Consider the following 26484-nt stretch of genomic DNA (forward strand, 5'->3'; position numbering starts at 1 on the left):
CTTGCGCGGATCACCTGTCCTGCATGGCGTCTTTGATCCGGGTAGACAGTCCCTCCGGATTCACCAGCAAATCTTGCACGGGCACTTGCCAACCGCGCACTTCAAGGTGCTCACCACAAGCCTTCCACTCATCAATATTCGACTCGACACTACGCACATCATTCCAGAGCTCGGCGAGTTCATGCCCACTGGGAACCCGGCAACGGTGAAGCGCCACATCGATGACAGCTGCACCTGTCGGCAATTCAACCGGATCGGGTTGGCCACGCACGCCCCTGTTCGCCCGATTGGACTTTCGGAAGCTGTCTTCCAGATACACATGGAACGTCAGGGAAGAATCACCAACCACTGCCGGACCGGGGGCCGAATTCTGAAACGTGAATGCGGGGGCATACATGGGCAGCAAGTCCCATGCCCAATAGCGTCCCGGCCACGCCCTCCTGGATGCCGGGCGCGATGTCTCTGACGGCCGCCATTCCCGGAAGAAGTCGAAGCCTGCATCCTCGGCGATGCGTTCCAAGGCGGGCAGGAAGCGCTGGTAGAAGCCTGCGCAAAGCCGATGCGCGGTTTGCACCTGCAGCAGCAGTTCAGCGGCCTCATTTTCGGAAATGTCGTTCATCGCAACTCCAAAGGATGGCTCTTGGAAAACTTCAGAAGGTCACGCCAGTCAATCGCTTCCACCATGCTGCTTGGCTGCGATGTGCGCTGTTGTCTGGGCCTGTGCAAGTGCGGCAAACAATCCAGTCGCAATGCACGCAACCGCGAAAGCCGCAGCAGTGGCGACCAAGGTGGCGGTGGCGCAATGGGCTGCGCCACGCCATAAAGCTCAAGCAGATCCAGCAAGTCATCAATGATGGCGGTATCGCTGGGTGGCAAGTCCAGCACACGCAATTGCAGCAAACCCGCCGAGACCTCCTCCCACTCGCGTTGAGTGATGGCCAATTCGGCAAGCTCCTCGGGCAGCTGGAGTTCATCGGCTTGGATACCTGCACGGAGGTTTCCGCCCAATGCCAGGAACCGAACGGTCTCAAAATCCAGCTCCCGCGAGACATCCGGGTCGTGAATCAGTGCCCGCAATTGTTCGCCCCACTGAAACAACGACTGCACACCCCAATGCGGCGGCTTCACCTCCACCATCAACGTCCCCTCAGTGAAGCGCATCATCACGTCGGGCTCAACCCGCAGGCGGCCCGGCGCCTTCAGGCTCGGCCAGAGCTCGATCTGCTCAAGTTCTCCAAGGTTTTCCGCATCCGTGCCAATCAGCACCGTCATCAGCTGCGACAAGGCTTGCGGGGAGAAATAGCCCAAACGGCCGAAGAACGCACCGGTCAGCAGGTCCTCGTTGCTCCGAAATGCATCGCGCCAGGAAACGGAAAACTCCGAACTCCCGATCCGCAGCCTGCCCGCCTTGCCCGATACCACGGCCTTCAGCATGCCATTGCCCCCGTCACGCCCTCAGCCGTCGATGGCCTGGCGCTTGACGGCGTCCAAGGTGCGGCCGCTGTCGTCGCGCCATTCGACCCAGCCGTTGGCGCTGCGGCCCAACACCACGGCGGCGGCCATGCTGGGGGATTTGAACAGGTGATCCTTGCTGAACACCAGTTTGTCGCCGTCCTTGCGCAACACGCCATCGGCCTGCAGGCGTTGGCGCAGCGCGGTGACGCCGGTGCCTTCCACCGATGGCACGTGTCCAAGGCGGGCCAGCGAGCCGGCCAGCACCACGAAGCCTTCGCTGGTGTACTGACCGCGGCCATGGGCATCACTGCTGCGGCAATGAAACAGGTGCGCTTCGTCGCCGTCCTGCGCGGAGGCCGCCACCGCATCGAAAAGCGGATGCCCCAGCGTGGCCAGCAGGGTCTTGCCGGTCTCGAAGATTTCCTCGCAATCGGCCTGCATCGGTGCCGGGGTGTGCGGGCGGCTGCCGGCATTGCCGTTGACATGCACATAGCGCCCGGCTTCCTGCACGCATTGCAGCGCCCGCCATTCCAGGAACAGTGCATGGGTCTGGGTCAGTGAGTTGGTGCGCGAGATCAGCACCAGCACACGCTCCCAGAAGTCCTTGCTGGCGTCGTGGCCGCGCAGCCGTCCGCGCAGGTCGCCGCTTTGGCCCACGTACACCTGCGGCGGCTCGCCGTCCTCGGGCTCGGCCACCAGGAAATACACGCCCACCTGGGCGCTTTCCGGCATCTTCAGAAAGTCCGGCAGGCGTTTGCGCGGCACGTCGATGACCTGGACGATGCGGGTGGTGATTTCGGCCACGCGGATGCCGACCGGATCCCCGCCCGGCAGGAAAATCTGGATGGTCTTGGGTGTGGCAGCCGTGTTCATGCGATCTCCCTGGCGACAAGCCCGCGCACATCGATCTGGCCGGTGACGGCGGCGGAGATCAGGGCGGCACGGCGCTCTTGGAGGAATGTCAGTGTTTGCAGCATCTCCTCCTCCAATTCAGAAAACCTCGAAATCGTATCGTGAACGTATTCCCCGATTTTCTCCTGCTCAACGCTAGGCGGCAACGGAAGTCGCATGTTGGAAATTTGCTGACATGTGATTGCACCTTTGGTGCTACCAGCGCCTTCACTATCAAAGCGCATACGCTCATACGCCATATCGAAGAACAAGCGAAGAAATTCAACCCGCACCCTTTCAGCATCCGGCTTCACGTAAGCAATATGTTGATTAATCGTCGCCTGAATTCCCAACGTCGCCGCCATCCCGCGAGTTCTGCCTTCCCCCGTAATCCCAATAAGCACTACCGGAGGTTGGAGAACAGGTAGGTGGCACTCCTCCAGCGCTGTCCGTGTGACGAAATAATCCGCCGACAAAACCTTATCAAGATTGACAACAGAGCTTGTTAACCACGGAAAATCACCGTCAGTCCAATATTTCAATGTAGCCTTGTTGGGCGTTGAGCCGTTACCGACACTCGCAACGTATTTGATCGCCGAAACCTCCCAATGCGCTGGCACCTCGCCCAGCCACTCCACCCCGGAATCCTTCATCGACGCGTCGGGGTTCAGGCCCTTGGTGACGGCGTGAGAGATGACGGCCTGGCGCTTTTCCTTCAGCAGCGCGATCAGCCGCTGCTGCTCGGCCACCAGCGCATCGATCCTGGCCGTCTTGCGGTCGAGGAAATTGGCAATGGCGGTTTGTTCTGGCACGGGTGGCAGCGGCAGACCTATGCTTCCGAACTGGTCGTAGCTGATGTTCTTGCCGTCTCGAATACCATCGGTAGCGCTTTGTAGCGCTGAAATATAACTACTCGATTTGAGCGCGAAAGCCATGTAGCTGGGGTCGATCTCCTGTTGCGCACGAAGCACTGTGTATGCAGGACTGACACACCCGCTGTAGGCGCTGTGCTCGATACCACCTTGAAAACTCCGAAGACTGATTACGAAGTCATTCTTTTCTACGTGCTTGAAGTTGTCCAAGCCTTTGAGAGCCAACATGACCTTTTGGTCTTCGGCTTCCATGAACTCCGACTGTGGAATGACCCCATACTTTTGTGTCGCCGAAAGTTGAACATCGCCTGCGTGAGCTTGCTCTCGGACTTGGCGATAAACGCGTCGGCCAGCAGCGACATCCCAATGCTCCGGCACCTCCCCCAGCCATTCCACGCCGGAGTCCTTGTAGGCCGGATAGCGCGCAAAGCTCATGCCGACAGCTCCTGGATCATCTGCAGGATGCGATCGGTGCTGGCCTTGAGGTCGGCATCGATCTCGGCGAGCGGGCGCGGTGGCTTGAACACGTAGAAGTGGCGGTTGAAGGGGATTTCGTAGCCGACGCGGGTCTTGTCCAGGTCGATCCAGGCATCCGGCGCGTGAGGCAGCACTTCACGCATGAAGTAGTCGGCCACGTCCTGCTTCAGCGGCACGTTTTCGGTGTCGCGCAGCTTGCTGTCGGCTTGCGGCAAGCCCTTGTGCTTGCCGCGGGTGCCCAGCACGATGCTGCCGTCCTGGTCGCGCAGCGGGCGCTCGACGGTGATGCTGTGGTAGCCGAAGTCCTGGTTGTCGAAGATGCGGCTGATCGGCGTGCCGTCTTCGTCCCTGGCTTCCGCAAATGCGCCGAACAGCCGGGTGATGTGTTCGATGTGCGCGTCGGACAGTTCCTTGCGCTTGGAGCCCAGGCTCTTGCGCATCTTCTGCCACATGCCGCTGGCGTCGATCAGTTGCACCTTGCCCTTGCGCTCGGGCGGTTTCTTGTTCGACAGGATCCACACATAGGTGGCGATGCCGGTGTTGTAGAACATGTCGGTGGGCAGGCCGACGATGGCTTCGAGCAGGTCGTTTTCCAGCACGTAGCGGCGGATTTCGCTTTCGCCGGAGCCGGCGCCGCCGGTGAACAGCGGTGAGCCGTTGAGCACGATGCCGAAGCGGCTGCCGCCATCGGCGGCCGGGCGCATCTTGCTGATCAGGTGCAACAGGAACAGCATCGAGCCATCGGAGATGCGCGGCAGGCCGGGGCCGAAGCGGCCGGCATGGCCCAGGGTTTCGTGTTCGCGGCGCACCTGCTTTTGCACCTTCTTCCATTCCACGCCAAACGGCGGGTTGGACAGCATGTAGTCGAAGTGCTCGCCGTGGTGGCCGTCATCGGACAGGGTGTTGCCGAACACGATGTTGTCGACGTTCTGGCCCTTGATCAGCATGTCGGCCTTGCAGATGGCGTAGGACTCGGGATTGAGTTCCTGGCCGAACACGTTGAGGCTGGCGCGCGGGTTGAGTTCGGCCAGGTATTCGCCGGCCACACTGAGCATGCCGCCGGTGCCGGCCGTGGGGTCGTACAGGGTGCGCACCACGCCGGGCCTGGACAACGCCTGGCTGTCCTCGATGAAGATCAGGTTGACCATCAACCGGATCACTTCACGCGGGGTGAAGTGCTCACCGGCGGTTTCGTTGGACAGCTCGGCAAACTTTCGGATCAACTCCTCGAACAGCGTGCCCATGTCGGCATTGCTGATGCGGTTCGGGTGCAGGTCGATCTGGCAGAACTTCCCGGTGACCTGGTACAGCAGGTCGGCCTTGGACAGGCGCTCGATCTGCGCGTGGAATTCGAAGTGCTCGAAGATGTCGCGCACCTCGGGCGAAAAGCCCTGGATGTAGCTGAACAGGTTTTGCGCGATGTGCGCGGGGTCACCGAGCAGGGTCTTCATGTCCAGCGGCGACTGGTTGAAGAAAGGCACCTTGGACTTGCGCTTGAGGAACGGCTCGGGATTGATGCCCTGCTGTTTCTTGGCGTCAAGTTCGGCCAGCACCGCCTGCTTGGTGGGTGCCAGCACGCAGTCCAGCCTGCGCAGCACGGTGAACGGCAGGATGACCTTGCCGTAATCGGACTGCTTGAAGTCGCCGCGCAGCAGATCGGCAACGGACCAGAGAAAAGCGGACAGTTCGGCTTGCGGCATGGGCGGGCGTGATCCTGAGCGTTGATTGCAGGCTGATTGCCCGATTGTCCCATGCGGTGGGATGCGGGCAGCCGCGTGCTGCCGGCCAGCGCCGAACTGCTGCTGGAACACGCGTTCACCGCTGCGGATTGAGCGGCCTGCGGCATCGCGCCACTGCGCGCGATCAATCCTCCGCCTGCATCGCCTTCGCGGCGCGGCGTTCGTCGCGCACGATGCAACCATCCACCAGTTCGATGGTGCGATCGCAGCGCTCGGACAGCTTCGGGTCATGGGTGACCACCAGCACCGCGCAGCCGTGGCTTTCGTTGAAGCGTCGCAGCAGGTCGAAGACACCGGAAGCGGTTCGGGTATCGAGATTGCCGGTGGGCTCGTCGGCCAGCAACAGTGCCGGCCGCGTGATGAGGGCGCGTGCAATCGCCACCCGTTGCTGCTGGCCGCCGGACAGTTCGTCCGGCTTGCGCTCGGTGAACGCCTCCAGGCCGACGGCGCTCAGCAGCTCGCGGGCCATGTCCTGCGTTTCCCGGTCTGGTTTTCCATTCGCCACCATCCACGGCATCAGCACGTTTTCCAGCGCACTGAAGGCTCCGATCAGGTGGTGGAACTGGAAGACGAAGCCGATGTGCCGGCCGCGCAGCGCGGTGCGCTGTTCATCGTCCATGGCCGAGGTGGGCTTGCCAAGCAGGTGCAGTTCGCCGCCGGTGGGCGAATCCAGCAGGCCGATCAGGTTCAGCAAGGTGCTCTTGCCCGAGCCCGAAGGGCCAACCAGGGCGGCAAAGTCGGAACGCTCCAGGCACAAATCAATGCCATGCAGCACTTCGACCTCATTCGGCTTGCCGAGGTTGTAGGACTTGCGCAGCCCTTCAAGGCGCAGGACTTCGTTGTCCTCAGCCACTGATCGCCTCCACCGGATCCATGCGCGAGGCGCGCGAAGCCGGCACCAGTGCCGCACCGATCCCGGCCAGCGTGGCCAGCGCCATGGCCGCCGGCACCAGTGCAGCCGGCAGCGGGATGCGGAACAAGGCCTGCCCGAAGCTGTTGAATGCGGCGATCATGCCGAGACCGGCCACACCACCGACGATCGAACCGGCCAGGCCCAGCACCGCGCCCTGCACCAGGAACACCAGCAGCATCTGCCGCCTGCGCGTGCCCATTGCCCGCAGGATGCCGATTTCGCGGGTGCGCTGGGCGACGCTGACGGCAAGCACGCTGGCGATGCCGAGCGCGACCGAGACCGCGACGAAGAAACTGATCATGCGCGTGGCCATGCTCTGCGAGGTCAACGCGTTCATCAGCTGGGCATTGCTTTCCATCCAGCTTTCGGCCTGCAATCCGGTCAAGCCGCGCACGCGCGCAGCCATGCGATCGGCGGCAAACAGATCCTCCACGGTCATGTCGATCACGGTGACGCCACCGGGCAAGGCCAACAGCGATTGCGCCTGTTTGAGGTCGAGATAGACGTAGCGGGCATCGAGTTCGCGCACGCCCAGTTCGAAGATGCCGGCGACATTGACAATCGCCTCACGATCCTCGCCGGTGTACAGACGAAGCTTCCCTCCCAGGTTCAGGCCGAGGTCTTCGGCCAGCTTCCTGCCGACCACCGCGTTGCCCGAGCCAACTTCAAGCCGACCCTGGATCAGGTTCTCGCGCAACGGGATGATGCGCAGGTAACGCTCAAGATCGATGCCCAGCAACGCCACCGATTGCACGGCATCACCGCGCCGGCCGAAGGCCGGGCCCGATACCACCGGAGACACGGCCGTCACCCCGGGCAGGCGTTCGAGCACGTCACGCGCCTGTGGCCAGTTGTTGATCGGTCGCAGCGCCTGTGCGCGCCGATCCTCCAGCAGCAATTGCAGGCTGCCAGCCGGCGGCCGGGCAATGCGGTTGGCCTCGCGCGGCGCTTCCACGCGCACGTGTGCCTGGGTGCCCAGGGTGCGCTGGATGATGTTCTCCTGCAGCCCGGTGATGAGCCCGGTGACGAACACGATCACCGCCACGCCCACGGCGATGCCGAACAGGATCAGCAGGGTCTGCGTGCGCCCCTGGCGCAGGAACCGCATCGCGATGAGCGATTCGACCCACATGGCTCAGTCGAGTCCGGCCGGGAGTTCGCGACTGCTGGCGCTGCTTGCGTCGTCCGGTGGTGGCTGGCCGTCGAGCCGCACGCGGCTGCCGTCGGCGGGAATCCGCTCGGGCTCCAGCGCGCCGGCCGCAAGCACCTGATCACCCTCCTCCAGGCCCTCGAGCACTTCGCTCATGGCAAGGCCGCGCAATCCCAGGCGGACCGCGGTGCGCTTGACCCGACCGTCGCGCACGCGCAGGACATAGGCGGCATCGGAACCAGGGCTGGCGTCAAGCAAGGCATCATTAGGCACCGCCAGCGCGTGGTCGCGCTGGCCGGTGAGGATGGTCGCGGTCACCGTCATGTCATCGCGCACGAAGTCGACATCCGGGTCGATGCGCAGGCGCACGTCGACGGTACCGCGTGCCGGGTCGATGCCGGGCGCGACATGGTGCACGGTGGCGGCGAATGGACGGTCCGGGAACGCATCGGCGATGCAGGTCGCCGATTGCCCGACCTGCAACCGTGCGAGATTCTTTTCATCCAGTGGCAGCAGGATTTCGCCGGGCGCATCACGCGCGATCTCCAGCAGCACCTGGCCGGGACTGACCGTGTCGCCCGGCTCAACACTGCGCGTGAGCACCACGCCATTGACGCCGGAGCGGATCAGCGCACGCTCAAGCATGGCCTCGGCGGCATCAAGGCGCTCACGTGCCTGCGCCTCCAGCGAGCCACCGGGCACCAGTGCCTGCAACGCAACCCGGGCCTGGCGCTCGGCGGCGCGTGCTGCGACTTCGGCCTGGGCCGCCTGTTCGACGCTCTCGCGTGACACCAGCTGCCGTGCACCTAGGTCGCGCCGGCGTGCATGTTCCCGCGCGGCCTGCGCCAGCTGTGCCCGGGCCTGCTGCAAGCGGGCCTGCGCATCCGGGCGATTGGTATCGCGCAGCGCCTGCAGCGCGGCACGGGCTTCGTCGCGGCGTGCTTCCAGATCATGCGCGCGCAGCACCACCAGCACGTCGCCCGCGGCGACACGGTCGCCCTCCTGCACGCGACGTTCCAGCACCAGCCCCGCGATCTCCGTCCCCACCTGCACGCGGGACAGTGCGGCAGCGCGCCCGGTGGCGACGACGTTCTGCACCATCGGCCCGGCCTGAAGCGTGTATCCGGGCAGCCGCGGGCCACGCATCGCCAGCAGCGCCCACGCCAGCAGCAGCGCGAGGAAAACCACCACGGCCACGAGCAACCACTTCTTTCGCACCGGTACCGTTGTCCTGATCGCTACGGGCAAGCGCCCATCCTCCCGCAGTCGGCGTGAAAACGTCAAAAACGAGCAAGAACTGTCAAGAAAAAGCCCCGCCGTTTCCGGCGGGGCTGGGTCACTGGCGTTGACGCGGCGGGTCAGGCCTTGTCGCTGCGCGGGCCGACCTGGATGCGGCGCGGAGTGGTTTCCGGGCGCTTGGGGATCACGATCTCCAGCACGCCGTGTTCACCGTGCGCGGTGATGCCCTCGGCGTCGGCGCTGTCGGGCAACGCGAAACGACGGTGGAACACGCCGTGGCTGCGCTCGATGCGCGAATAGTTCTCGCCCTCGTCGTGCTTCACGCTGCTGCGCTCACCCTTGATGGTCAGCAGGCCCTTGTCCATCTGGATGTCGATGTCCGCGGGATCCACGCCGGGGATATCGGCATAGAGCACGAAGCGGTCGGGTTCTTCCTTGATGTCCACGCGCGGCGCCCACTGGCTGGTCACCACCGAAGACTCGTCGTTGGAGTCGCCCAGCAGGCTGCCTTCGAACAGGCGTTCGAACAGCTGGCCCATGGGATCCTGGGAGTGGGGCCACCGGCCCCGGCTGCGGCTGATCTGGCTCATCTTCAATCTCCTGGAAGTTGCCGGCGTGATGTCCGGCGCTGTCACTGAAATGGGCGCGCCACGCGGGATTTCAAGGGCCGTGCCGAAGCAGGCATCGCGCTGAGGCGTTGCCGCGAGCGGATCGACCGCGTTGCCGCAACGTTTTGGCGATTGCGGCGTCCAGTCTCACCTCGTGAGACGGGGGCGGGCCAGGCTGGCGGCATGAACGCTCTGCTTCCCCTGTCACTGGATGCGGCCGGCAGTTCGGCCGATGCGCTGGCGCCGCGGTTGGCGCGCAAGTTTTCCGATCGCATCAGCGGTGCGTTCGTGCTGCCGGCGCAGGCGGCGCGGTTCGCGCCGTTGCCGTCGGCGCTGCCCGAGGCCTTGGGCAAGGCGCTGCGGGCGCGCGGCATCGAGCAGCTGTACCTGCATCAGGCCGAGGCTTGGGAGGCGGCGGCGCGTGGCGAGGATCTGGTGGTGGTGACGCCGACCGCTTCGGGCAAGTCGCTGTGCTACACGCTGCCGGTGGTGGCCGCGGCGATGCGCGAGCGCGGCAAGGCGCTGTATCTGTTCCCGACCAAGGCGCTGGCGCAGGATCAGGTGGCGGAACTGCTGGAGCTGTCGCGGGCCGGCGATCTGGGCGTGCGCGCGGCGACCTTCGATGGCGATACGCCGGGCGATCAGCGCCAGGCGATCCGGCTCAATGGCGACATCGTGGTGTCGAACCCGGACATGCTGCATCAGGCGATTCTGCCGCATCACACCAAGTGGGCGCAGTTCTTCGAGAACCTGAAGTTCGTGGTGATCGACGAGGTGCACAGCTATCGCGGCGTGTTCGGCTCGCATCTGGCCAACGTGATCCGCCGGCTCAAGCGCATCTGCGCGTTCTACGGCAGCCGGCCGCAATTCATCCTGTGCTCGGCCACCATCGGCAATCCGCGCGAACATGCCGAGGCGCTGCTCGGCCAGCGCGTCACCGCGATCACCGAATCCGGTGCACCCTCGGGCGAGAAGCATGTGCTGCTGTGGAACCCGCCGGTGGTCAATCCCGACCTCGGCCTGCGTGCCTCGGCGCGCTCGCAGTCCAACCGCATCGCCCGCACCGCGATCAAGGCCGGGCTGAAGACGCTGGTGTTCGCGCAGTCGCGGACCATGGTCGAGGTGCTGACCAAGTACCTCAAGGACGTGTTCGACCACGACCCGCGCAAGCCGGCGCGGATTCGCGCCTATCGGGGCGGCTACCTGCCCACCGAGCGCCGCGAGGCGGAACGGGCGATGCGCGATGGCCGCATCGACGGCATCGTCTCGACCTCGGCACTGGAACTGGGCGTGGATATCGGCGCGCTGGACGTGGTGGTGCTGAATGGCTATCCCGGCTCGATCGCCGCCTGCTGGCAGCGCATCGGCCGCGCCGGGCGGCGCCAGCAGGCCTCGCTGGGCGTGCTGGTGGCGACATCCGATCCGCTGGACCAGTACATCGTGCGCAATCCGCAGTTTTTCTCCAGCGCACCGCCGGAACACGCGCGCATCGCCGCCGACCAGCCGGTGATCGTGCTCGACCATGTGCGCTGCGCGGCGTTCGAACTGCCTTTCTCCGAAGGCGAGGCGTTCGGCCCGATCGACCCCGCCCCCTATCTGCAGCTGCTGGCCGAAGATGGCGTGCTGCACGCGGAAAACGGACGCTGGGAATGGATCGCCGACAGCTATCCGGCGGCGGCGGTGAGCCTGCGCTCGGTGGCCGATGGCAACTTCGTGGTGGTCGATCGCAGCGATGGCCGGCAGACGATCATTGCCGAGGTCGATTTTTCCTCGGCGCCGCTGCTGCTGTACGAAGGCGCGATCCACATGGTGCAGTCCACGCCCTATCAGGTGGAGCGGCTGGACTGGGACGGGCGCAAGGCCTTCGTCACCCGCACCCATGTCGATTACTACACCGACGCCATCGATTACACCCGGCTGAAAGTGCTGGAGAGCTTCGAGCAGTGCGTGGCCGGGGCCGGCTTCAGCCATCACGGCGAGGTGCACGTGGTGCGGCGCGTAGCCGGCTACAAGAAGATCCGCTATTACAGCCACGAAAACGTCGGCTACGGGCCGGTCAACCTGCCGGATCAGGAGATGCATACCAGCGCGCTGTGGTGGCAATTGCCGCAGGCGCTGCTGGACGGATTGTTCGATTCGCGCCAGGACGCGCTGGACGGCTTTCTGGGCGCGGCGCACGCACTGCACGTGGTGGCACGGATCGCGGTGATGGCCGAGGGCCGCGACCTGCACCGCGCGGTCGGCAGCGGCGATGGCGCGTGGTCGGCGCAGTCCGACCGCTCCGGTCGTGGCCAGTTGCGCAGCGCGCAGGGCGAGGACACCGCGCCGGCGATGCTGGAGACGTTCTGCCCGACCGTGTTCCTGTACGACAACTACCCGGGCGGGGTCGGCCTGTCCGAACCGCTGTGGCAGCGGCAGGCGGAACTGGTGACCCAGGCGATCGGGCTGGTGCAGGGCTGTGCCTGTCGCGGCGGCTGCCCCAGTTGCATCGGCCCGGTGCTGGACGAGGACATCGCCATCGAGCGCTCGCCCAAAGCCCACGCCCTGCGCGTGCTGCACGCATTGAGTGCGGCATGAGCGTGAGCCTGGCCCGTTTGCAGGCGCTGCAACGCCAGGCCGGTGGCGGCCGGCGCAAGGCGGGGGTTGCCCCTGCCCCGTTGGTGGAAGCCGCCAGCACGGCGGGCCGGAACGATGCGCGGCCTGCCGCGGACATGACCGGCACCGCCAAGGCCGATGAACTGGCGCGCCTGCGCACCCTGCTGCGGATCCGCACGCCCGCCGCGCCGCCGCGCAAGGCCGCCAGCGCTCGCGACCGCAGCCTGCCCGGCGAGGAAATCGCGCCCGGTCTGCGCTGCATCCACACCAGTCTGCCGGCCGATGCACTGCCGCCGTATTTCGATGGTGCCTTCGACCGCCGCGGCGACGTCGACCCCGCGCAACTGCTGTTCTTCGACACCGAAACTACCGGCCTTGCCGGCGGCACCGGCACCCGCGCCTTCATGATCGGTGCCGCGCACTGGCAGGACGGCCATCTGCTGATCCGCCAGCTGCTGATCACCAGCTTGTCGGCCGAAGCCGCGATGCTGGCCGAATTCGCCCGCTGGCTGCGCCCGGACACCGTGCTGGCCAGTTACAACGGCAAAAGCTACGACGCTCCGCTGCTGCGCACCCGCTACCGCCTCGCGCGCCAGCCCGACCCGCTGGCCGGTCTTGCCCACATCGACCTGCTGTATCCCTCGCGCCGACGCTGGCGCAGCGTATATGAAAACTGCCGCCTCGCCACCATTGAACGCCACGCCCTGGGCATCGTCCGCGAAGACGACCTGCCCGGCAGCCAGGCCCCCGCCGCGTGGCTTGGCTACCTGCGCGGCGGCCCCGCCCGCAACCTGCGCCGCGTCGCGCAACACAACCACCAGGACGTGGTCACGCTTTCAAGACTGATCGGGGTGTTGAGCGGCGCGCAAGGAGTGTGACTTCAGCGCAGCCCACGCAGCCTTCCATGGCTTGCCTGTCCAGCAAAGCGGGCTTCAGAACCACAGGCGCAGACCGGCAACCCAGCTGGTGTCGCGGACAGCCTCGTCGTGCGCGCGGCGCAAGTCGGCGGTAGTGCCGAAGCTGCGTGCATGTTCGATGCCGACATAGGGAGCGAACTGGCGCCTGATCTCGTAGCGCAGGCGCAGTCCGATTTCCACCGATGACAGCCCGCGGCCAATGCCACGCGTGGGGTCATCCTTGCCATGCGCATCGGCTTCGGCATGCCATTGAAGAATCAGGCGGTTGGTCAGCAAGGTGTCGTAGCCGGCCTCGGCACGCAACGCTGCGCGCCCTCCCTGCCCGACATAGAGCGTGGTGGCGACATCGAACTTGTATGGCGCGAAGCCTTGCACTCCGATGCCGAGCCAGGTGCGGTCCGCCCCTTGGCCAAAATCGTGGCGTACACCGGCAACCACGTCCCACCACGCACGAACGCCGCGCCCGTACATCAATTCGACGCTGGCATCCTCGATCCGTCCTTCCCATGCATGGCCTTCGCTTCGCCACCACAGTTTGCGGATGTCGCCACCAACCCAGCCCGATGCACTCCAGGCAAGCTTGTCGCCGTCCTCGGCACCGACGTATTCCATCCGATCGAGCAACGAGAAGCTGTGGATGCTGGTGCCATGCTTGTGATGCTCCCCCACCGGCGGAAAGGCAGCTGCACGATCGGCGGCCGTCACGGCCGGAATCGGCTCATGTGGGGTCGCGTGGACGGGCAGATCGGCATCATGCCGATGTTCACGATGGTCCTGGTGATCCTGCGCATGCATCTGCTGCACAGGCTGGGCGGGCTCGGATTGGGTCGTTGCGTGCGGCGTGGCGTGCTCCACATGCTGTGCCAGCGTTGCTGCGGCCGTACCCGGCAGCAACACGGTCAGGACCAGGAAGATCGAGCAGCGATTCATGCGCGCTCCTCCACCCGCACCTCGCGAAACATGCCGGACTCCATATGGAAGAACAGATGGCAGTGGTAGGCCCAGCGGCCCAGGGCATCGGCGCGCACCCGGTAGCTGCGGCGGGTGCCCGGCGGCATGTCGATGGTGTGCTTGCGCAGGTGGAAGGCGCCGGATTCGTCCTCCAGGTCGCTCCACAAACCGTGCAGATGTATCGGGTGGCTCATCATGGTGTCATTGACCAGCACGATGCGCACCCGCTCACCGTAGTTCAGCCGCAGCGGTTCGGCCTGGGCAAACTTGATGCCGTCAAAGGACCAGGCGAACTTCTCCATGTGCCCGGTCAGGTGCAATTCGATGGTGCGGCCCGGCTCACGGCCGTCGGGATCCGGGAAGGCGCTCCTGAGGTCGGCATAGGTGGCGACTTTGCGGCCATTGCCGCGCAGGCCGATGCCGGGGTCGGCAAGCTTCGGCTCGGGACTCATCGTCTGCATGTCCACCAGCGGGTTGTTGGTTTCGCTGGCGGGATGCTGCTGCATCCCGGCACCGGTATCGTCCATGCCCGCATGCCCCATGTTGGCACCGCAGGCCATCTCGCCGGAATGCATCATCGACGCGCCACACTTCATCTCGCCGGCACCGTGCTGCATGTGGCCGTGGCCCATGTCCTCCATCGTCAGCAACGGACGCGGATCCAGGGCCGGCACCGGCGCACGCAAGCCTTCACGCACTGCCAGCGTACCCGACACCCAGCCGGTGCGCGCGCTGTCCTGGGCAAAGATGGTGTAGGCATCCTGCCCTGACGGCTCGACGATCACGTCATAAGTCTCCGCAGTGGCGATGCGCAGCTCGTCCACCGTCAGCGGATGCACGTATTGCCCATCCACCGCCACCACGGTCATCTTGAGGCCGGGGATGCGCAGGTCGAAATAGGTCATCGCCGAGCCATTGATCAGCCGCAGCCGCACCTTTTCACCAGGTTTGAACAGTGCCGTCCAGTTGCCGAGCGCGGTATGTCCGTTGAGCAGGAAGGTGTAAGTCAGCGCATTGACGTCGGACAAATCGGCGGGCGTCATGCGCATCTGGCCCCAGGCCTTGCGATCCTCGATGGTGGCGGCCAGCCCGTGCGTGCGGGCATCGCGCAGAAAATCACCGACCGTGCGCTGGTACAGGTTGTCGTGGGCCGACATCTTCTTGAGCCGTGCGAACAGCTTTGCCGGATCCATGTCGGTCCAGTCGGACAGGAACACCACGTAGTCGCGCTCGTAGTGGAAGGGTTCGGGCGCGATCGGATCGATGATCAGCGGCCCGTACAGGCCGCCCTGCTCCTGGAAGCCGGAGTGGCTGTGGTACCAGTAGGTGCCGGCTTGCTTGACCTGAAAGCGGTACAGATAACTCTCGCCGGGCCGGATGCCATCGAAGCTCATCCCGGGCACGCCATCCATGTTGGCCGGCAGCAGAATGCCGTGCCAGTGGATCGAGGTGTCCGGGCCGTGGATGGAGCCACGCGGCAGATCATTGCGCACGCGGAGGCTGACCGTGGTGCCTTCCTTCCAGCGCAGGATCGGCGCAGGCAGGCTGCCGTTGACGGTAATCGCGGGGCGCGTCTTGCCGGTGTAGTTGACCAGGGTTTCCCCGACGCTGAGGTCGAACTCGGTCCCGGACAGCACTTCCAGCTGGCCATGGGAACGCAGTGCCCAGGCTGATCCGGGCCAGAACCCGGACACCGACACGGCCCCTGCTGCGGCAAGCCCTTGCACGAAGCGACGCCGGGACAGCGACAGTGCGCTGCCGGGATCGCAGGGACGAAACACGGACATGATGACTCCCGATGCTTGAAGCGGCTGTCGCAACAGCCCGTAGCCCGCGAATCAACGCGGGCACGACAAGTGGCGCACACACGCGCCGAAGGGCATCAGGCGATGGGAGGTCGTGTGCTCTGGGCAGGTGGTGGGGCGTCGTGTCCGCGCGTACCTGTCTTCGGCACGTCGCCATGTCCGTCCTGCGCGTTCAATGTCTGCGCTCCCCCGGCAACGGCGTGCAGGTGGTGCAGGCACGGGCATTGACACGCACCGCTTGCGTCGCAGCAGTCGTTGCTGCACTTGGTGTCATCGCCCGCCATCGCGAGATCCGTGGCATGCCCCGGATCAACGTGGTCGCTGACTCCGGGATCGGGAGCCATCTGCACCGCAACACCCATGTGCAGCCGGCCATGCATATCGTGCATGCCCGCCATGCGCATCGATGACGCGGCCGCGCCACCAAGCCCGTTGAGCAGCAAGGACAGCAACAACAGCCATTGGAATGCACGTTGCAGCATCGGCCGGATCGTAGCACGCGGCATGTACGCCGCCGAGGCACGGTCCATGAGTCGAACCCGTCCCGCATTCATGAAACTGACATGGCGGCGTCAAGCCCGCGCAATCCGTGCCCGGCAGCATGGCCGGCTTACCCGGAAGTCTGGACTGCCCCATGAAACACGCTGTGCTGGCTCGTTGCATCGCCTTGACTCTGAGTGCTTCGGTGCTCCCCGCCGCAATGGCGAACGACACGGATGACGCGTCGGTTGCAACCGACGCGCAGGAGCCGAATGGCAGCCGTCCTGCCTCGGCGACCAGTCTGGACAGCGTGATCGTCACCGGCACCCGTGGCAGCCAGCGCACCCAGTTCGACACCATGGCGCCGGTGGACGTGTTCTCGGCGGAGGAAATCCGCGCGGTGGAATCGGCCGATCTCAACAACGTGCTGGCACAGCTGGTGCCCTCGTTCGTGGTGCAGCGCCTGCCGATGAACGACGGCCTGGTGTTCGTGCGCCCGGCGACGCTGCGCGGGCTGTCGCCGGACCAGACCCTGGTGCTGGTCAATGGCCGGCGCTTCCATCGTTCGGCCTTCCTCGGCGCGCGTGGTTCGCAGGGTGCGGATCTGGCGCGCATCCCGGTCAGCGCGGTGAAGCGCATCGAGGTGCTGCGCGACGGCGCCTCGGCGCAGTACGGGTCGGATGCCATCGCCGGGGTGATCAACATCATCCTCGACGACAGCATCGGCACCGATATCTCGGCACGCTGGTCGCAGTATGCCGAAGGCGATGGCACCGCGTTCCGCCTCGGCGCGCGCACCGGTTTTGCGCTGGGTGAGATGGGCCATCTCAACCTGTTTGCCGAAGGCGAGAACAGCGATGCCACCTCGCGCAGCCGCCAGCGTGCCGATGCCATCGCTTTCCAGGAGGCCCATCCCGACGTGCAGGTGCCCAACCCCGTGCAGCGCTGGGGTCAGCCGGATCTGGACAATCGCTACCTCGGCTACAACCTGACGCTGCCGCTGGCCGGCTACACCGAGCTGTACAGCCACGGCCTGCATTCGACCAGCAAGGGCGTGTCCGACTTCAACTGGCGCAACCCGGACGGCACGCCTTCGGTGTACAGGCCGGTGCCGCAATTCCCGGGCTGGGACGTGCGCAGCCGCTACCCGGCGGGCTTCTCGCCCAAGTACGGCAGCCGCCAGCGTGACAGCCAGTGGGTGGGCGGCGTGCGTGGCGAGTTCAGCGATAACTTGCGCTGGGACGTCAGCGCCAGCTGGGGGCGCAACGCCATCCGCTACACCCTGGGCAATACCATCAATGCCTCGCTGGGGCCGGACAGCCCGAGCTTCTTCCAGCTCGGTCAGCTGGCGCAGACCGAACGCAACCTCAACGCCGACTTCGTCTACACCTGGGACGTGGCCAGCCTGCCGGATGCGGTGAACCTGGCCTTCGGCGTCGAACACCGCCAGGAAACCTTCGAAGTCACGGCCGGTGACCCGGCGTCGTACGCGATCGGCCCCGGCGCGGCCAGCGGGCTGGCCCCCAATTCCAACGGCGCACCGGGCTTCAGCGATACCCAAGCCGGGCGCTGGCGGCAGAGCAGCCGCGCCGCCTACGTGGACGTGGAAGTCCCGCTGACCGCGCGCTGGAACCTCGGCGGCGCGCTGCGGCACGAGAACTTCTCGACCTTCGGCAGCACCCTCAACGGCAAACTGTCCTCGCGCCTGGAGCTGAGCCCGGCGGTGGCCTTGCGTGGCGCCTGGTCGACCGGCTTCCGTGCACCGACGCCGGGCCAGGTCAACTCGACCAATACCTTCCAGGGCCTGGATACGGTAACTCTGCAGGTGTTCACCGCCGGCCGGCTCTCGCCCAATGACCCGATCGCGATAGCCCTGGGCGCCAAGCCGCTGGGACCGGAAAAGTCGCGCACGCTGTCGCTGGGCATGGCCTGGCAGACCGATGCCGGGCTTTCCGGCTCGATCGACGTGTACGACATCAAGGTGAAGGACCGCTTCAGCCAATCGCCGGCACTCGCGATTCCCGCGGGCATCCCCAACCCGATGCACTACACCTCGGTCAGCTACTTCACCAACGACTTCGACACCACCACCCGCGGCATCGACGTGGTCGCCGGCTGGCTGCAACGGTTGCAGTCGGGCAAGCTCAACCTGACCGCAGCCTGGAACTACAACCAGACCAAGGTGGACCGCGGCAGCACCGGGGTGGCCACCAACCAGACCCAGCGCATCCTGTTCGAAGAACGCCTGCCGCGGCAGAAGGCCACCTTCAGCGCCGATTACGACGCCGGCCAATGGGGCATCAATGCGCGCCTGCGCCATTACGGCTCGTGGACCGATTCCTCCGGCAACGCGCAGGGCGACATCTTCCAGCGCTTCGGTGACATCCAGCTGTTCGATGTGGCGCTGCGCTACCGGCTCGGCAGCCACCAGTTCCGCCTCGGCGCGGACAACCTGTTCAACACCTATCCGGACGAAGCCACCTTCCAGGCCAGCCGCGGCCTGATCTATTCGCGCAATGCGCCCTACGACACCGACGGGCGCAACCTGTACCTGGAATACCGGGTGACGTTCTGAACATGGATCCGCAACGTCGCACCCTGCTCAAATCCGGCACCCTGCTCGGCATGGGCGTGGCCGGTTGGCTGCCCGCATTGCCGGCCTCGGCCAGCGTCCTGCCCGCCGGCGGCGGCCCCGAGGACAGCCGCTACTGGTCGGCGGTAGCCGATCTGTACGACATCACCGATGACGTGGTGATGCTGGAAAACGGCTATTGGGGATCGATGGCCAGGCCGGTGCTGACCGCCTATCAGGCGGCCACCGCCGAGGCCAATCGGGACAATGCCTGGTACGGGCGCCGGCTGTTCCCGCAGGCCTACGAACAGGCGCGTGCGCGGCTGGCGCAGTTCCTCGGCGTGGGCGTGGACGAAATCATGCTCACCCGCGGCGCGACCGAGGCGTTGCAGGTCCTGATCGGTGGCTATCACCGGCTGCGCCCCGGCGATGCCGTGCTGTACGCCGATGTCGATTACGACAGCATGATCACCGCCATGCGCTGGCTGCAGCAGCGACGCGGCGTCGAGGTGATCAGGCTGGACCTGCCCGAGCCATTCACCCACCAGAGCCTGCTCGACGCCTACGCACGGGCGTTCGAGCGCCACCCGCGGCTGCGCATGATCCTGCTGACCCAGGTCAGCCATCGCCATGGCCTGCAACTGCCGGTGGCGGAGATCGCGCAGATGGCGCGTGCCCGCGGCATCGACGTGATCCTGGACGCGGCACACGGGATCGGGCAGATCGATTGCAGCCTGCCCGCGCTGGGCGCCGACTTCGCCGGCATCAACCTGCACAAGTGGATCGGCGCGCCGGTGGGGCTGGGCGCGTTCTACATCCGCCGCGGACGGGTGGACGCGATCGAGCCGTACATGGGCGAGCCGGGCAAGGACGACGACATCCGCACCCGCATCCACACCGGCACCACCAATTTCGCTGCCATCGCCGCCCTGCCCGCCGCGCTGGAACTGCATGAGCGCATCGGCAGCGCACGCAAGCAGGCACGCCTGCAGCACCTGCGCAACCGCTGGCTGCGCGCCGCGCAGGACATGCCGGCATTGCAGGTCCTGGCCAGCATCGACGATCCGCGGCTGGCCTCGGCCATCGCCTCGTTCCGCCTGCGCGGCAAGACCGCACTGGCCGACAACATCGCCCTGTCCAGACACCTGCTGGACAGCGCCAAGGTGTTCACCGTGCATCGCGACGGCCTCGCCTCCGGCGCCTGCGTCCGCGTGACCCCGTCGCTGTTCACCCGCGAATCGGACATCGACCGGCTGATCGACGCATTGGCGACGCTGCGCGGCTGATCAGCCCGCACGTGCATCGCCATCGCGGGCGAAAACCGGGGCCGAAAGCGTCGCGTCAGCGCAGCCGGAGGCATGCACCCCTTGCCAGAAGCGCTTGCAGGGACTACGATTTCGCCTCTTCGGGCGGTTAGCTCAGCGGTAGAGCACTACCTTGACATGGTAGGGGTCACAAGTTCGAACCTTGTACCGCCCACCACCTAAACCACTGAAAAACAACGGTTTTTGTGGAATCTGAACAACCCGGCCAGCGAGCCGGGTTTTTCGTAACTGCACGGTAACTGCAAAAAGATGGCCCCCACCGGACGAATCCGGCAGGGGCCGTGCTGGCGCATTGCCAACGCCAGCGTGCTACCCCAACAGGGGCCTGCGGGTTGCAGGTGCCCAGTTGTAATCCGCAACCGTCACCTGCTGCTGCGGTTTTTGGAGGGCCGGCACTCACAGCTAATCCGGCGGCGGTGGGGAATGAAGTCGCGGCAGCCCCCATCCGCCTTGAGCTGCCGCGCTACTCGATGCGCTCACTTTCCGGCGCTTCCACCATCAGCAAAAGCTCCCGGTTCCTGTTCTTGATGTTCATCGTGCTCACGATGTTCCACGGCAGCCCGTTGAACACCACGCGATGCTTGGGCCGGATGTCGTCGCGCCAACGCAACGTCACCTTGGCCTTGTGGTTGTTGTTGATGAGGTTGCCTTGGAAATACTCGTTCCCCACCAGCGGTTCCACCTTGGCCACGTCGGTGCCGAACGTCTCCCATTCGTACGTCACCCCGCCACGCTCGCCAATGACTTCCACGTAGTCTTGGAACTCGACGCGGGTGTTCAACTCTTGCGCGGTGAAGCTCATACGAACAACAGCCCCCTGTCTGCGTACGGGTTCGGTGCAGGCGCTTCAGCAGTGGCCGCCACGCCCATGGCCATGCACAGCGCCACCATGCCGTCAATGCGGCCCGTGGTGCGCGACTTGTCCAGCTTGCGACTGCCTGCCGGGTCTTTCAGCGTGACGGCGTTGGCCGCACACATGGACAGCACCGGGTGCATGCCGTGCGCAACGCGCTCGTTCAGCAGCTCGGCTTCCAGCGCATCCACAGCCGGCCCCATGTCCTTGAACCCCTGCCCGAACGGCACCAGCGGCAGCGACAGCCCCAGCCGGTCCAGCTCGTGTTTCAGGATATCCATGCGCCACCTGTCATACGCCACGGCCACCACGTCCAGGTCGCCCAGGATGTCGGCCATGTCGGCAGCAACGTGCGCATAGTCCACCGTCGCGCCCGGCGTGGTGCGCAAGTAGCCCTGCCGCACCCAAGTGTCATACGGCGCACGGTCGCGCCTGCCGCGGTCTGCCACGCCTTGCTGCGGCGTCCAGAAATGCGGCACCACCTGCCACACGCCATCAACCTGCCCCACCAGCACCAGCGCAGTCAGGTCAGTGCGGGCCGACAGGTCCAAGCCGGCGAACACCGGGCCATCGAACGGTTGCGGAACCCGTCCGCACGCCTTCCAAACGTCCATGGACACGAACGGCGCGTCCGTTGACACCCGTTGGTTCAGCAGCAGGTTGCGGGCCGCATTCTCCATGCTCGGCATGCGCTGCGCCTGCCGCATCTGCTCGGCAAGGTCATCATGCGAACGGAACAACCCAAGGGCCGGGTTGGCAGCTTTCCATGCATCTTCGTCCGACAACTCCGCACCCTCCGGCGCGGCATACAGGTGGCAGACAATGCGCGGGTCATTGCTGGCCTGCGCGTCATCCAGCCACACACTCAACAGGTCGGCGTCCGTCGCGGCCTGCGTGCTAATCACCAGCAGCAGCGGCGCTTCGTGCGCACCCTGCGACGTGGTAATGGCATCAATGAAGTCAGACTGCGGCCCACGCACCTGCCCGACTTCATCCAGAATCGCCAGCACGGGACTCAGGCCGTGCGCGGTCTTGCCCTCAGCCGCCAGCGCCCGGAACTCGGTGTTCAGCGGCAACCCGATCAGGCGCTTGCCACTCGGCACCACGCGCACCACCTGCATCAGCTCCGGCGACAGAATCACCATCTTGGATGCCAGGTTGAACACCAGCGCGGCTTGCTCGCGGCTCATCGCACCGGAAACAATCTGCGCGTTGCGCTTGGCCTCCGGCCCGACAAGGTGCGCCAGCAGCAGGGCCGCAATCGTTCCTGTCTTGCCATTCTTTCTTGCGCACGAAAGGAACGCCCGGCGCGTGCCGTGCGGGTTGTCGTACACGGCGCGGATAAAGTCTTTCTGGAAGTCGGCCAGCACCATCGGCTTGCCCACGCCAGCACCGTCCGGCACCCGGCACAGGGTTTCAATGAACTCGATGATGCGCTCGGCCCGCGTCACTTACGCCACCGGAATCAGGTGATGCACCTTGGCCGCCTGCCGCTCCAATTGCAGCTTGTTGGCCTGCGCCTCGGCACGCCCTTGCGTGGCCTCCGGGTGCACGTGCAGCAGCCGCGACAACGCAATGATGCGGCGGGTCAGCTTGTCCACCAGCACCACTTGGTCAATGTCGCCAATCAGGTGATGCACCTGCGCCTGCGTCACGGCCAGAATGGCCGCATTGCCCAGGTCCGCTTCGTTCCAACGGTCACGCGGACGGTTGGCCATCAGCGCGTCCCAGAATGGCCGCGCTTCATCCGGCAAGGGGGTGTGCGCAGGCGGCTCAGGCGGCGCTTGTGCGGCGTTCTGCTGCGCCACAACGGCGCTTTCAGCCGAATCACTCCGGCGGGCACGGGGTCGGGTCATTGCAACCTCCGGTTAGCACCAAAAGAAAAGGGGGCGCGCGTGCTGGCGGCTCTCGGTTGCTGGCGATTTTTGTCCGCGTTCCACGGATGATTCGGGTCCAGCGGCCAGCCGGTCACGTCGCAACCCGGAATCACGGCCACCTTGCCGGCCTGTTCCTGCGCGGTCTTCCTGCTATGGCAGGACTTGCACAGCGGCATCAGGTTGGTCAGGTGGTTGTTGAACGTGTCGCCGTCGATGTGGTCCACGTCAGTGGCCGCCTCGCCACAGTGGCGGCACAGCGGCTCCATGGTCAGCACGGCCTTGCGGATGGTGCGCCATGCCTTGCTGCCGGTGTTCAATCCACGCTTAGCTTGCCGGTCGGCCATGGTCGATCCCCTCAATCACAGGCAGGTTTTCCAGTCGGCGGGCCTCACTTGGCAGCAGCCAACCGGCGTCAATGCCGGACTTGTAAAACTCGGCGCGGTGGTTGGAGTCACCCCGCAGCAATCCTTCGGCGTTGTGTTCGATCAGGTAGCGGGAACGTGCAATCGGCCCCATCAGTGCGCGGCTCAGTGCCTGTTCCCACATGACCAGGTGGCGGCGCAACGAATGGACAACGAAGTGCCGGGCCAGCTCGCTGGTGTTGCTGTAGTTGCCATGGCGCAAGTCGCCCACCATGGTGGGTGGCACGCGGAAGATGCGGCAGACCTGTTCAACGCTGAACTGCATGCTGGCCAGCCACTCGGCGTCTTCCAGCGACATGGACATTTGCCGGTAGCTCAAGCCGTTTTCCAAAATTGCGGTTTTGCCGGCATTGGACTGGCCCCCGAACTGGCCCTGCCAGCTTTCCCGGATCCGGTCCAGTTGATCGGTGGTCATGACGTGCGGGGTTTCCAGCACGCCAGACAGCCGGGTGCCGGTGGTGAACGTCCGCGCACCATGCTCTTGCTGCGCCATGGCCAGCCCAAGGGACTCACGCGCCACGGTGATGCGGCTGCGGCCCGTCAAGCCGTTCTCGCTGCGGTCCTTCAGGTGCAGCACTTCTTCGGCCAGCAGGCGCTTGGCCTTGCCGTCTTCGTTGGCCACGTCATAGGCGTGCCGTCCGTTGCCCAGCTTCACCACGGTGACAGTGCGCGGGTGCAGCGGCGTCAGGCTCCGCACGGTGCCGTCACCAGCCCAGTCAATCGCGGCATAGGCGTTGCCGTGCAGCAGCACAGCGGCCTGCATTTGCTCGCGGAATTCCAAGCTTGTCTGGTTGCCGTTCGGCGCATCGTGCAGGATCGAATACAGCGGGTGTTCGGGTGCACGCTCGCGGCCACCATCAGCAGCGCGGCGGTACACCAGCAACGGCAGACTGGCCACTGTCTCCGCAATCGCTTGCACGCACGCATAGACGGTCGCCAAGCTCTCGGCATTGTCCGGCCCGATCCAGCGCCCGGACATGGTGGCGTCGGGCACCAGCGCCTGCATGTGCGCCCATGACGGATCAGTGCTTGCCTCGCGCTTCTCGCGCTTGAACGGCCACCAGCTCATCGCACAGTCTCCAGCCACAGGCGCAACGCTCCGAGCCGGTCGCGCTCATTCGGTCGGCTGCGTAGTGCCACGGTGGTGTCCGGGTAGGCCGGCCATGCGGACACGATGGACACCTCGTGCAGCTCCACTTCGTGCAGGGTGCGCAGCTCGCCTTGCCACTGGTCACGCACGGCACGGAAGCCAAACGACATGCCGCCCAGGTCGCCACGCTCGGCCAATGCGCGGATGTCGTTGCCGGCGGAAGTGTTCGGCAGCGTCAAGGTGAAGTGCAGCCCGTCTTGGCGTTCTTCCAGCGCCAACGTGCCGCTGCGCGTGCGGGCCAGCACTCGGGTGGGGTCATGATCGGCCAGCGCCAGAATGTCCCGGCCTGCCGCCAGCGTGCCAGCGAACGCGCCCGGCGCAATCACCTCGCGGAACTCGCCAATGCGGGTTTCCTGCCCGTAGGGGGCCGCCAGCCCGGACAACTGGCGGCCCTGCACATTGGCGACGGCATAGCGGCGCTCAAGCTCCATCGGCTCAGCTCGCCACCACGAACGCTTCCGGGTGGCGCACCACGGTGTCCGCAGTCATCAGCGCCCGAATCAAAATGTTGCCGCGGCGGTAGGCGTCGGCTTCGTACGGGTTCACCAGCACGTCCAGCGTGCCCCAAGTGCCCAGAATGATTTGGCTCCAATCGCCCAGAATCGCGGTGTCAGCCGGCGCGGCGTTCGAAGTCTTGGCCGGCAGTGCGCCGATGCTCGATGCGGTGGCGATGTAGTCGGCGCCCGCAACGGAATCCTTCAGCGTCGCACGCAAGGGCCGCAGCACGGATGCACGGGCAAACCATGCGTTCGGCGTCACGTTGGCGTCTTCCAGCATGCCTTCGATGGCCAACACGTCTTCCCACGTGGTCGGCAGGTCGGCAGCTTGCACGCCCGTCACGTTGACGATGCCCAGCGGCTCCTTGTCGCCATCGCCCGCGATGATGGCGCGGTCCACTTCAGCGCCCACGGCATAGGCCAGGTCATCGCGCAGCAGTGCTTCAATGCTCGGGTTCGATTGCAGCGCCAGTTGGCGGCTCCACGACGTGATGGCCCCGACATGGCGCGGCTTCAGGCTCACGGATTCGAACGCCATCTGCGATTCGGGCAGCGCCTCGTTCTCGTTCACCCAACCGGCAGACAGGCCGCTTGCGAACTTCGGAATCTCGACGTTTCCGGTCAGGCCGGACAGCACGCGCACGCCAAGGGAACGCACCACCAGCGAGTCACGCAACGGGCCAATGTACTGGTCGCCCCGGTGGTCGGTCGGCACCAGCTCCGGCGCGGTGGTGGTCAGGTTCGGGTTGCGCTTTTCCAACACGGACAGCGGCAGGAACACGCCCTGCGCCTTGCGGCCACTGCGGCGCTCGGCCTCGGCGTGGAACTCGGCTTCGGCACCCGTCAGGGGCCGGCCCTCGATGCCGGCCTGCACAGCCGCCAGCAGCGACACACGGCGCTCCAGCGACTCCAGCGAGTCGTTGCCGGTCACAGGCGTGCCGGCCATGCGGCGTTCGGCGTCGGCCACGAACGTGGCGCGGGCCTCGTCGGCTTCCAGTTTCTCCACCTTGGCCTTCAATGCGTCGAAGGTGGCGGACTCGTCGGCAGTCAGTGCGCGGCGCTCGGCGTCGGCCAGGTTGGCCAGCTTGCGCAGCTCGGCCACGGCCTCGGCCTTGGCTTCGCGGGTAGCTTGAAGGTTCACGTGAATAGCTCCGGGTTGAATGGAATTCCACCTGCGAAGCTAGACACGTAGTGTCTGCCGTCAAGTTATGACGCTATGGCACTCAACTGAATACAAAACAGCGGGCAAACAGGGAAAAGTGCGCGAACCTTTCGCCAAGTTTGGAGAAATGTGACGCGCCCGAAAGCCGAATCTGTTTTTCCAAAATTGGACAAACAGACGCGCCACGCGAACGGGTGCAACTTCGTCCGGCCATCGGACAAAGTGACGCGCATGCGAGTGAAGCGGGTTCGATACGTGTCCCATCATCGGACGCGTAGGGTTCCCCACGCGCAGCAGGTTCGCAAGCCGGTGGATTCTGTTCGTCCGAATTCAGACGAACAGGGTTCCCCACGCACATGCGGGTGCAACCGGAAATCAAATGTCCCACCATCGGACGCTTGATGGGTTCCTCCACGCGCACGCGGGTGCAGTCCCCAGCTTCGTCCGAATTCAGACGAAGCTGGCGGGTTCCCCGCGCGCACGCGGGTGCAGCTCCGGTGATTTGTCTCCGATTGGAGACATTTGCGCCTGCGG

The 26484-nt window shown here is 65.4% G+C and carries 22 protein-coding genes, 1 tRNA gene and 1 pseudogene; 5 read left to right on the forward strand and 19 right to left on the reverse strand.

Translation table 11 applies throughout. From position 1 onward, the window contains the following. Positions 1-10: 10 nt before the first annotated feature. The 9 genes from ACW11F_RS03200 to ACW11F_RS03240 all read right to left on the reverse strand — a co-directional run bounded on the left by ACW11F_RS03200 (position 11) and on the right by ACW11F_RS03240 (position 9326). The gene (locus ACW11F_RS03200) at positions 11-619 is read right to left on the reverse strand and encodes a hypothetical protein (protein ID WP_456995464.1); all 609 of its coding nucleotides are present in this window, start codon (positions 617-619) and stop codon (positions 11-13) included. Further along, positions 616-1434, reverse strand: a complete 819-nt coding sequence (locus ACW11F_RS03205; protein WP_456995465.1) for a hypothetical protein — start codon at positions 1432-1434, stop codon at positions 616-618. Before ACW11F_RS03205 ends, ACW11F_RS03200 begins: the two co-directional genes overlap by 4 nt. A 21-nt stretch (positions 1435-1455) precedes the next feature. After that, the gene (locus ACW11F_RS03210; RefSeq protein WP_456995466.1) at positions 1456-2328 is read right to left on the reverse strand and encodes a GIY-YIG nuclease family protein; all 873 of its coding nucleotides are present in this window, start codon (positions 2326-2328) and stop codon (positions 1456-1458) included. Beyond that, entirely contained in the window at positions 2325-3653 is a 1329-nt protein-coding gene (locus ACW11F_RS03215) for a restriction endonuclease subunit S (protein WP_456995467.1), read from the reverse strand. Before ACW11F_RS03215 ends, ACW11F_RS03210 begins: the two co-directional genes overlap by 4 nt. Further along, complete coding sequence (locus ACW11F_RS03220; protein ID WP_456995468.1) at positions 3650-5395, reverse strand: type I restriction-modification system subunit M; 1746 nt, start codon at positions 5393-5395, stop codon at positions 3650-3652. Before ACW11F_RS03220 ends, ACW11F_RS03215 begins: the two co-directional genes overlap by 4 nt. A gap of 163 nt (positions 5396-5558) precedes the next feature. After that, entirely contained in the window at positions 5559-6287 is a 729-nt protein-coding gene (locus ACW11F_RS03225; protein ID WP_456995469.1) for an ABC transporter ATP-binding protein, read from the reverse strand. Further along, on the reverse strand, positions 6280-7479 hold the full coding sequence (locus ACW11F_RS03230) for an ABC transporter permease (protein WP_456995470.1): 1200 nt from the start codon (positions 7477-7479) through the stop codon (positions 6280-6282). Before ACW11F_RS03230 ends, ACW11F_RS03225 begins: the two co-directional genes overlap by 8 nt. Before the next feature lie 3 nt (positions 7480-7482). Further along, complete coding sequence (locus ACW11F_RS03235) at positions 7483-8694, reverse strand: efflux RND transporter periplasmic adaptor subunit (protein ID WP_456995471.1); 1212 nt, start codon at positions 8692-8694, stop codon at positions 7483-7485. Between the two features lie 161 nt (positions 8695-8855). After that, the gene (locus ACW11F_RS03240; protein WP_456995472.1) at positions 8856-9326 is read right to left on the reverse strand and encodes an Hsp20/alpha crystallin family protein; all 471 of its coding nucleotides are present in this window, start codon (positions 9324-9326) and stop codon (positions 8856-8858) included. 201 nt (positions 9327-9527) lie between these two features. Here ACW11F_RS03240 and ACW11F_RS03245 point away from each other — a divergent pair, with 201 nt between their 5' ends. Both ACW11F_RS03245 and ACW11F_RS03250 read left to right on the forward strand, forming a co-directional pair. Continuing rightward, positions 9528-11921: a DEAD/DEAH box helicase gene (locus ACW11F_RS03245; RefSeq protein WP_456995473.1), complete on the forward strand. Its 2394-nt coding sequence runs from the start codon at positions 9528-9530 to the stop codon at positions 11919-11921. Positions 11922-12013: 92 nt separating this feature from the next. Further along, positions 12014-12817: pseudogene (locus ACW11F_RS03250) on the forward strand (ribonuclease H-like domain-containing protein); the annotation flags it as partial. A 54-nt stretch (positions 12818-12871) separates the two neighbouring features. Here the strand turns inward: ACW11F_RS03250 and ACW11F_RS03255 are convergent. The 3 genes from ACW11F_RS03255 to ACW11F_RS03265 all read right to left on the reverse strand — a co-directional run bounded on the left by ACW11F_RS03255 (position 12872) and on the right by ACW11F_RS03265 (position 16094). After that, a complete protein-coding gene (locus ACW11F_RS03255; RefSeq protein ID WP_456995474.1) occupies positions 12872-13786 on the reverse strand; it encodes a copper resistance protein B in 915 nt (304 codons plus the stop codon). Further along, positions 13783-15594, reverse strand: coding sequence for a copper resistance system multicopper oxidase (locus ACW11F_RS03260; protein ID WP_456995475.1), 1812 nt, complete (start codon positions 15592-15594; stop codon positions 13783-13785). The genes ACW11F_RS03255 and ACW11F_RS03260 overlap by 4 nt, the downstream gene beginning before the upstream one ends. Positions 15595-15689: 95 nt before the next feature. Then, positions 15690-16094 (reverse strand): CopL family metal-binding regulatory protein, encoded by a 405-nt coding sequence (locus ACW11F_RS03265; RefSeq protein WP_456995476.1) that lies wholly within the window; start codon positions 16092-16094, stop codon positions 15690-15692. Between the two features lie 152 nt (positions 16095-16246). On the opposite strand from ACW11F_RS03265, the gene ACW11F_RS03270 reads away from it, so the two are divergent. The 3 genes from ACW11F_RS03270 to ACW11F_RS03280 all read left to right on the forward strand — a co-directional run bounded on the left by ACW11F_RS03270 (position 16247) and on the right by ACW11F_RS03280 (position 20146). Beyond that, entirely contained in the window at positions 16247-18667 is a 2421-nt protein-coding gene (locus ACW11F_RS03270) for a TonB-dependent receptor plug domain-containing protein (protein ID WP_456995477.1), read from the forward strand. A 2-nt stretch (positions 18668-18669) separates the two neighbouring features. Then, positions 18670-19950 carry an aminotransferase class V-fold PLP-dependent enzyme gene (locus tag ACW11F_RS03275; RefSeq protein ID WP_456995478.1) on the forward strand — a complete coding sequence of 427 codons (1281 nt, stop codon included), beginning with the start codon at positions 18670-18672 and terminating at the stop codon, positions 19948-19950. A 121-nt stretch (positions 19951-20071) separates the two neighbouring features. After that, a tRNA-Val gene (locus ACW11F_RS03280) sits at positions 20072-20146 on the forward strand. Positions 20147-20452: 306 nt separating this feature from the next. On the opposite strand, the gene ACW11F_RS03285 is transcribed toward ACW11F_RS03280, so the two are convergent. The 7 genes from ACW11F_RS03285 to ACW11F_RS03315 all read right to left on the reverse strand — a co-directional run bounded on the left by ACW11F_RS03285 (position 20453) and on the right by ACW11F_RS03315 (position 25929). Beyond that, complete coding sequence (locus ACW11F_RS03285; protein ID WP_456995479.1) at positions 20453-20791, reverse strand: phage head closure protein; 339 nt, start codon at positions 20789-20791, stop codon at positions 20453-20455. Then, a complete protein-coding gene (locus ACW11F_RS03290) occupies positions 20788-22293 on the reverse strand; it encodes a terminase large subunit (protein ID WP_456995480.1) in 1506 nt (501 codons plus the stop codon). The genes ACW11F_RS03285 and ACW11F_RS03290 overlap by 4 nt, the downstream gene beginning before the upstream one ends. Further along, the gene (locus ACW11F_RS03295; protein WP_456995481.1) at positions 22294-22560 is read right to left on the reverse strand and encodes a hypothetical protein; all 267 of its coding nucleotides are present in this window, start codon (positions 22558-22560) and stop codon (positions 22294-22296) included. Between the two features lie 134 nt (positions 22561-22694). Continuing rightward, positions 22695-23063 (reverse strand): HNH endonuclease signature motif containing protein, encoded by a 369-nt coding sequence (locus tag ACW11F_RS03300; RefSeq protein ID WP_456995482.1) that lies wholly within the window; start codon positions 23061-23063, stop codon positions 22695-22697. Beyond that, positions 23044-24210, reverse strand: a complete 1167-nt coding sequence (locus ACW11F_RS03305; RefSeq protein ID WP_456995483.1) for a phage portal protein — start codon at positions 24208-24210, stop codon at positions 23044-23046. Before ACW11F_RS03305 ends, ACW11F_RS03300 begins: the two co-directional genes overlap by 20 nt. Then, positions 24207-24722: an HK97 family phage prohead protease gene (locus tag ACW11F_RS03310; RefSeq protein WP_456995484.1), complete on the reverse strand. Its 516-nt coding sequence runs from the start codon at positions 24720-24722 to the stop codon at positions 24207-24209. Before ACW11F_RS03310 ends, ACW11F_RS03305 begins: the two co-directional genes overlap by 4 nt. Positions 24723-24726: 4 nt before the next feature. After that, positions 24727-25929, reverse strand: coding sequence for a phage major capsid protein (locus ACW11F_RS03315; protein WP_456995485.1), 1203 nt, complete (start codon positions 25927-25929; stop codon positions 24727-24729). Positions 25930-26484 lie beyond the last annotated feature (555 nt).

Source organism: Luteimonas sp. e5 (genome assembly GCF_054031035.1).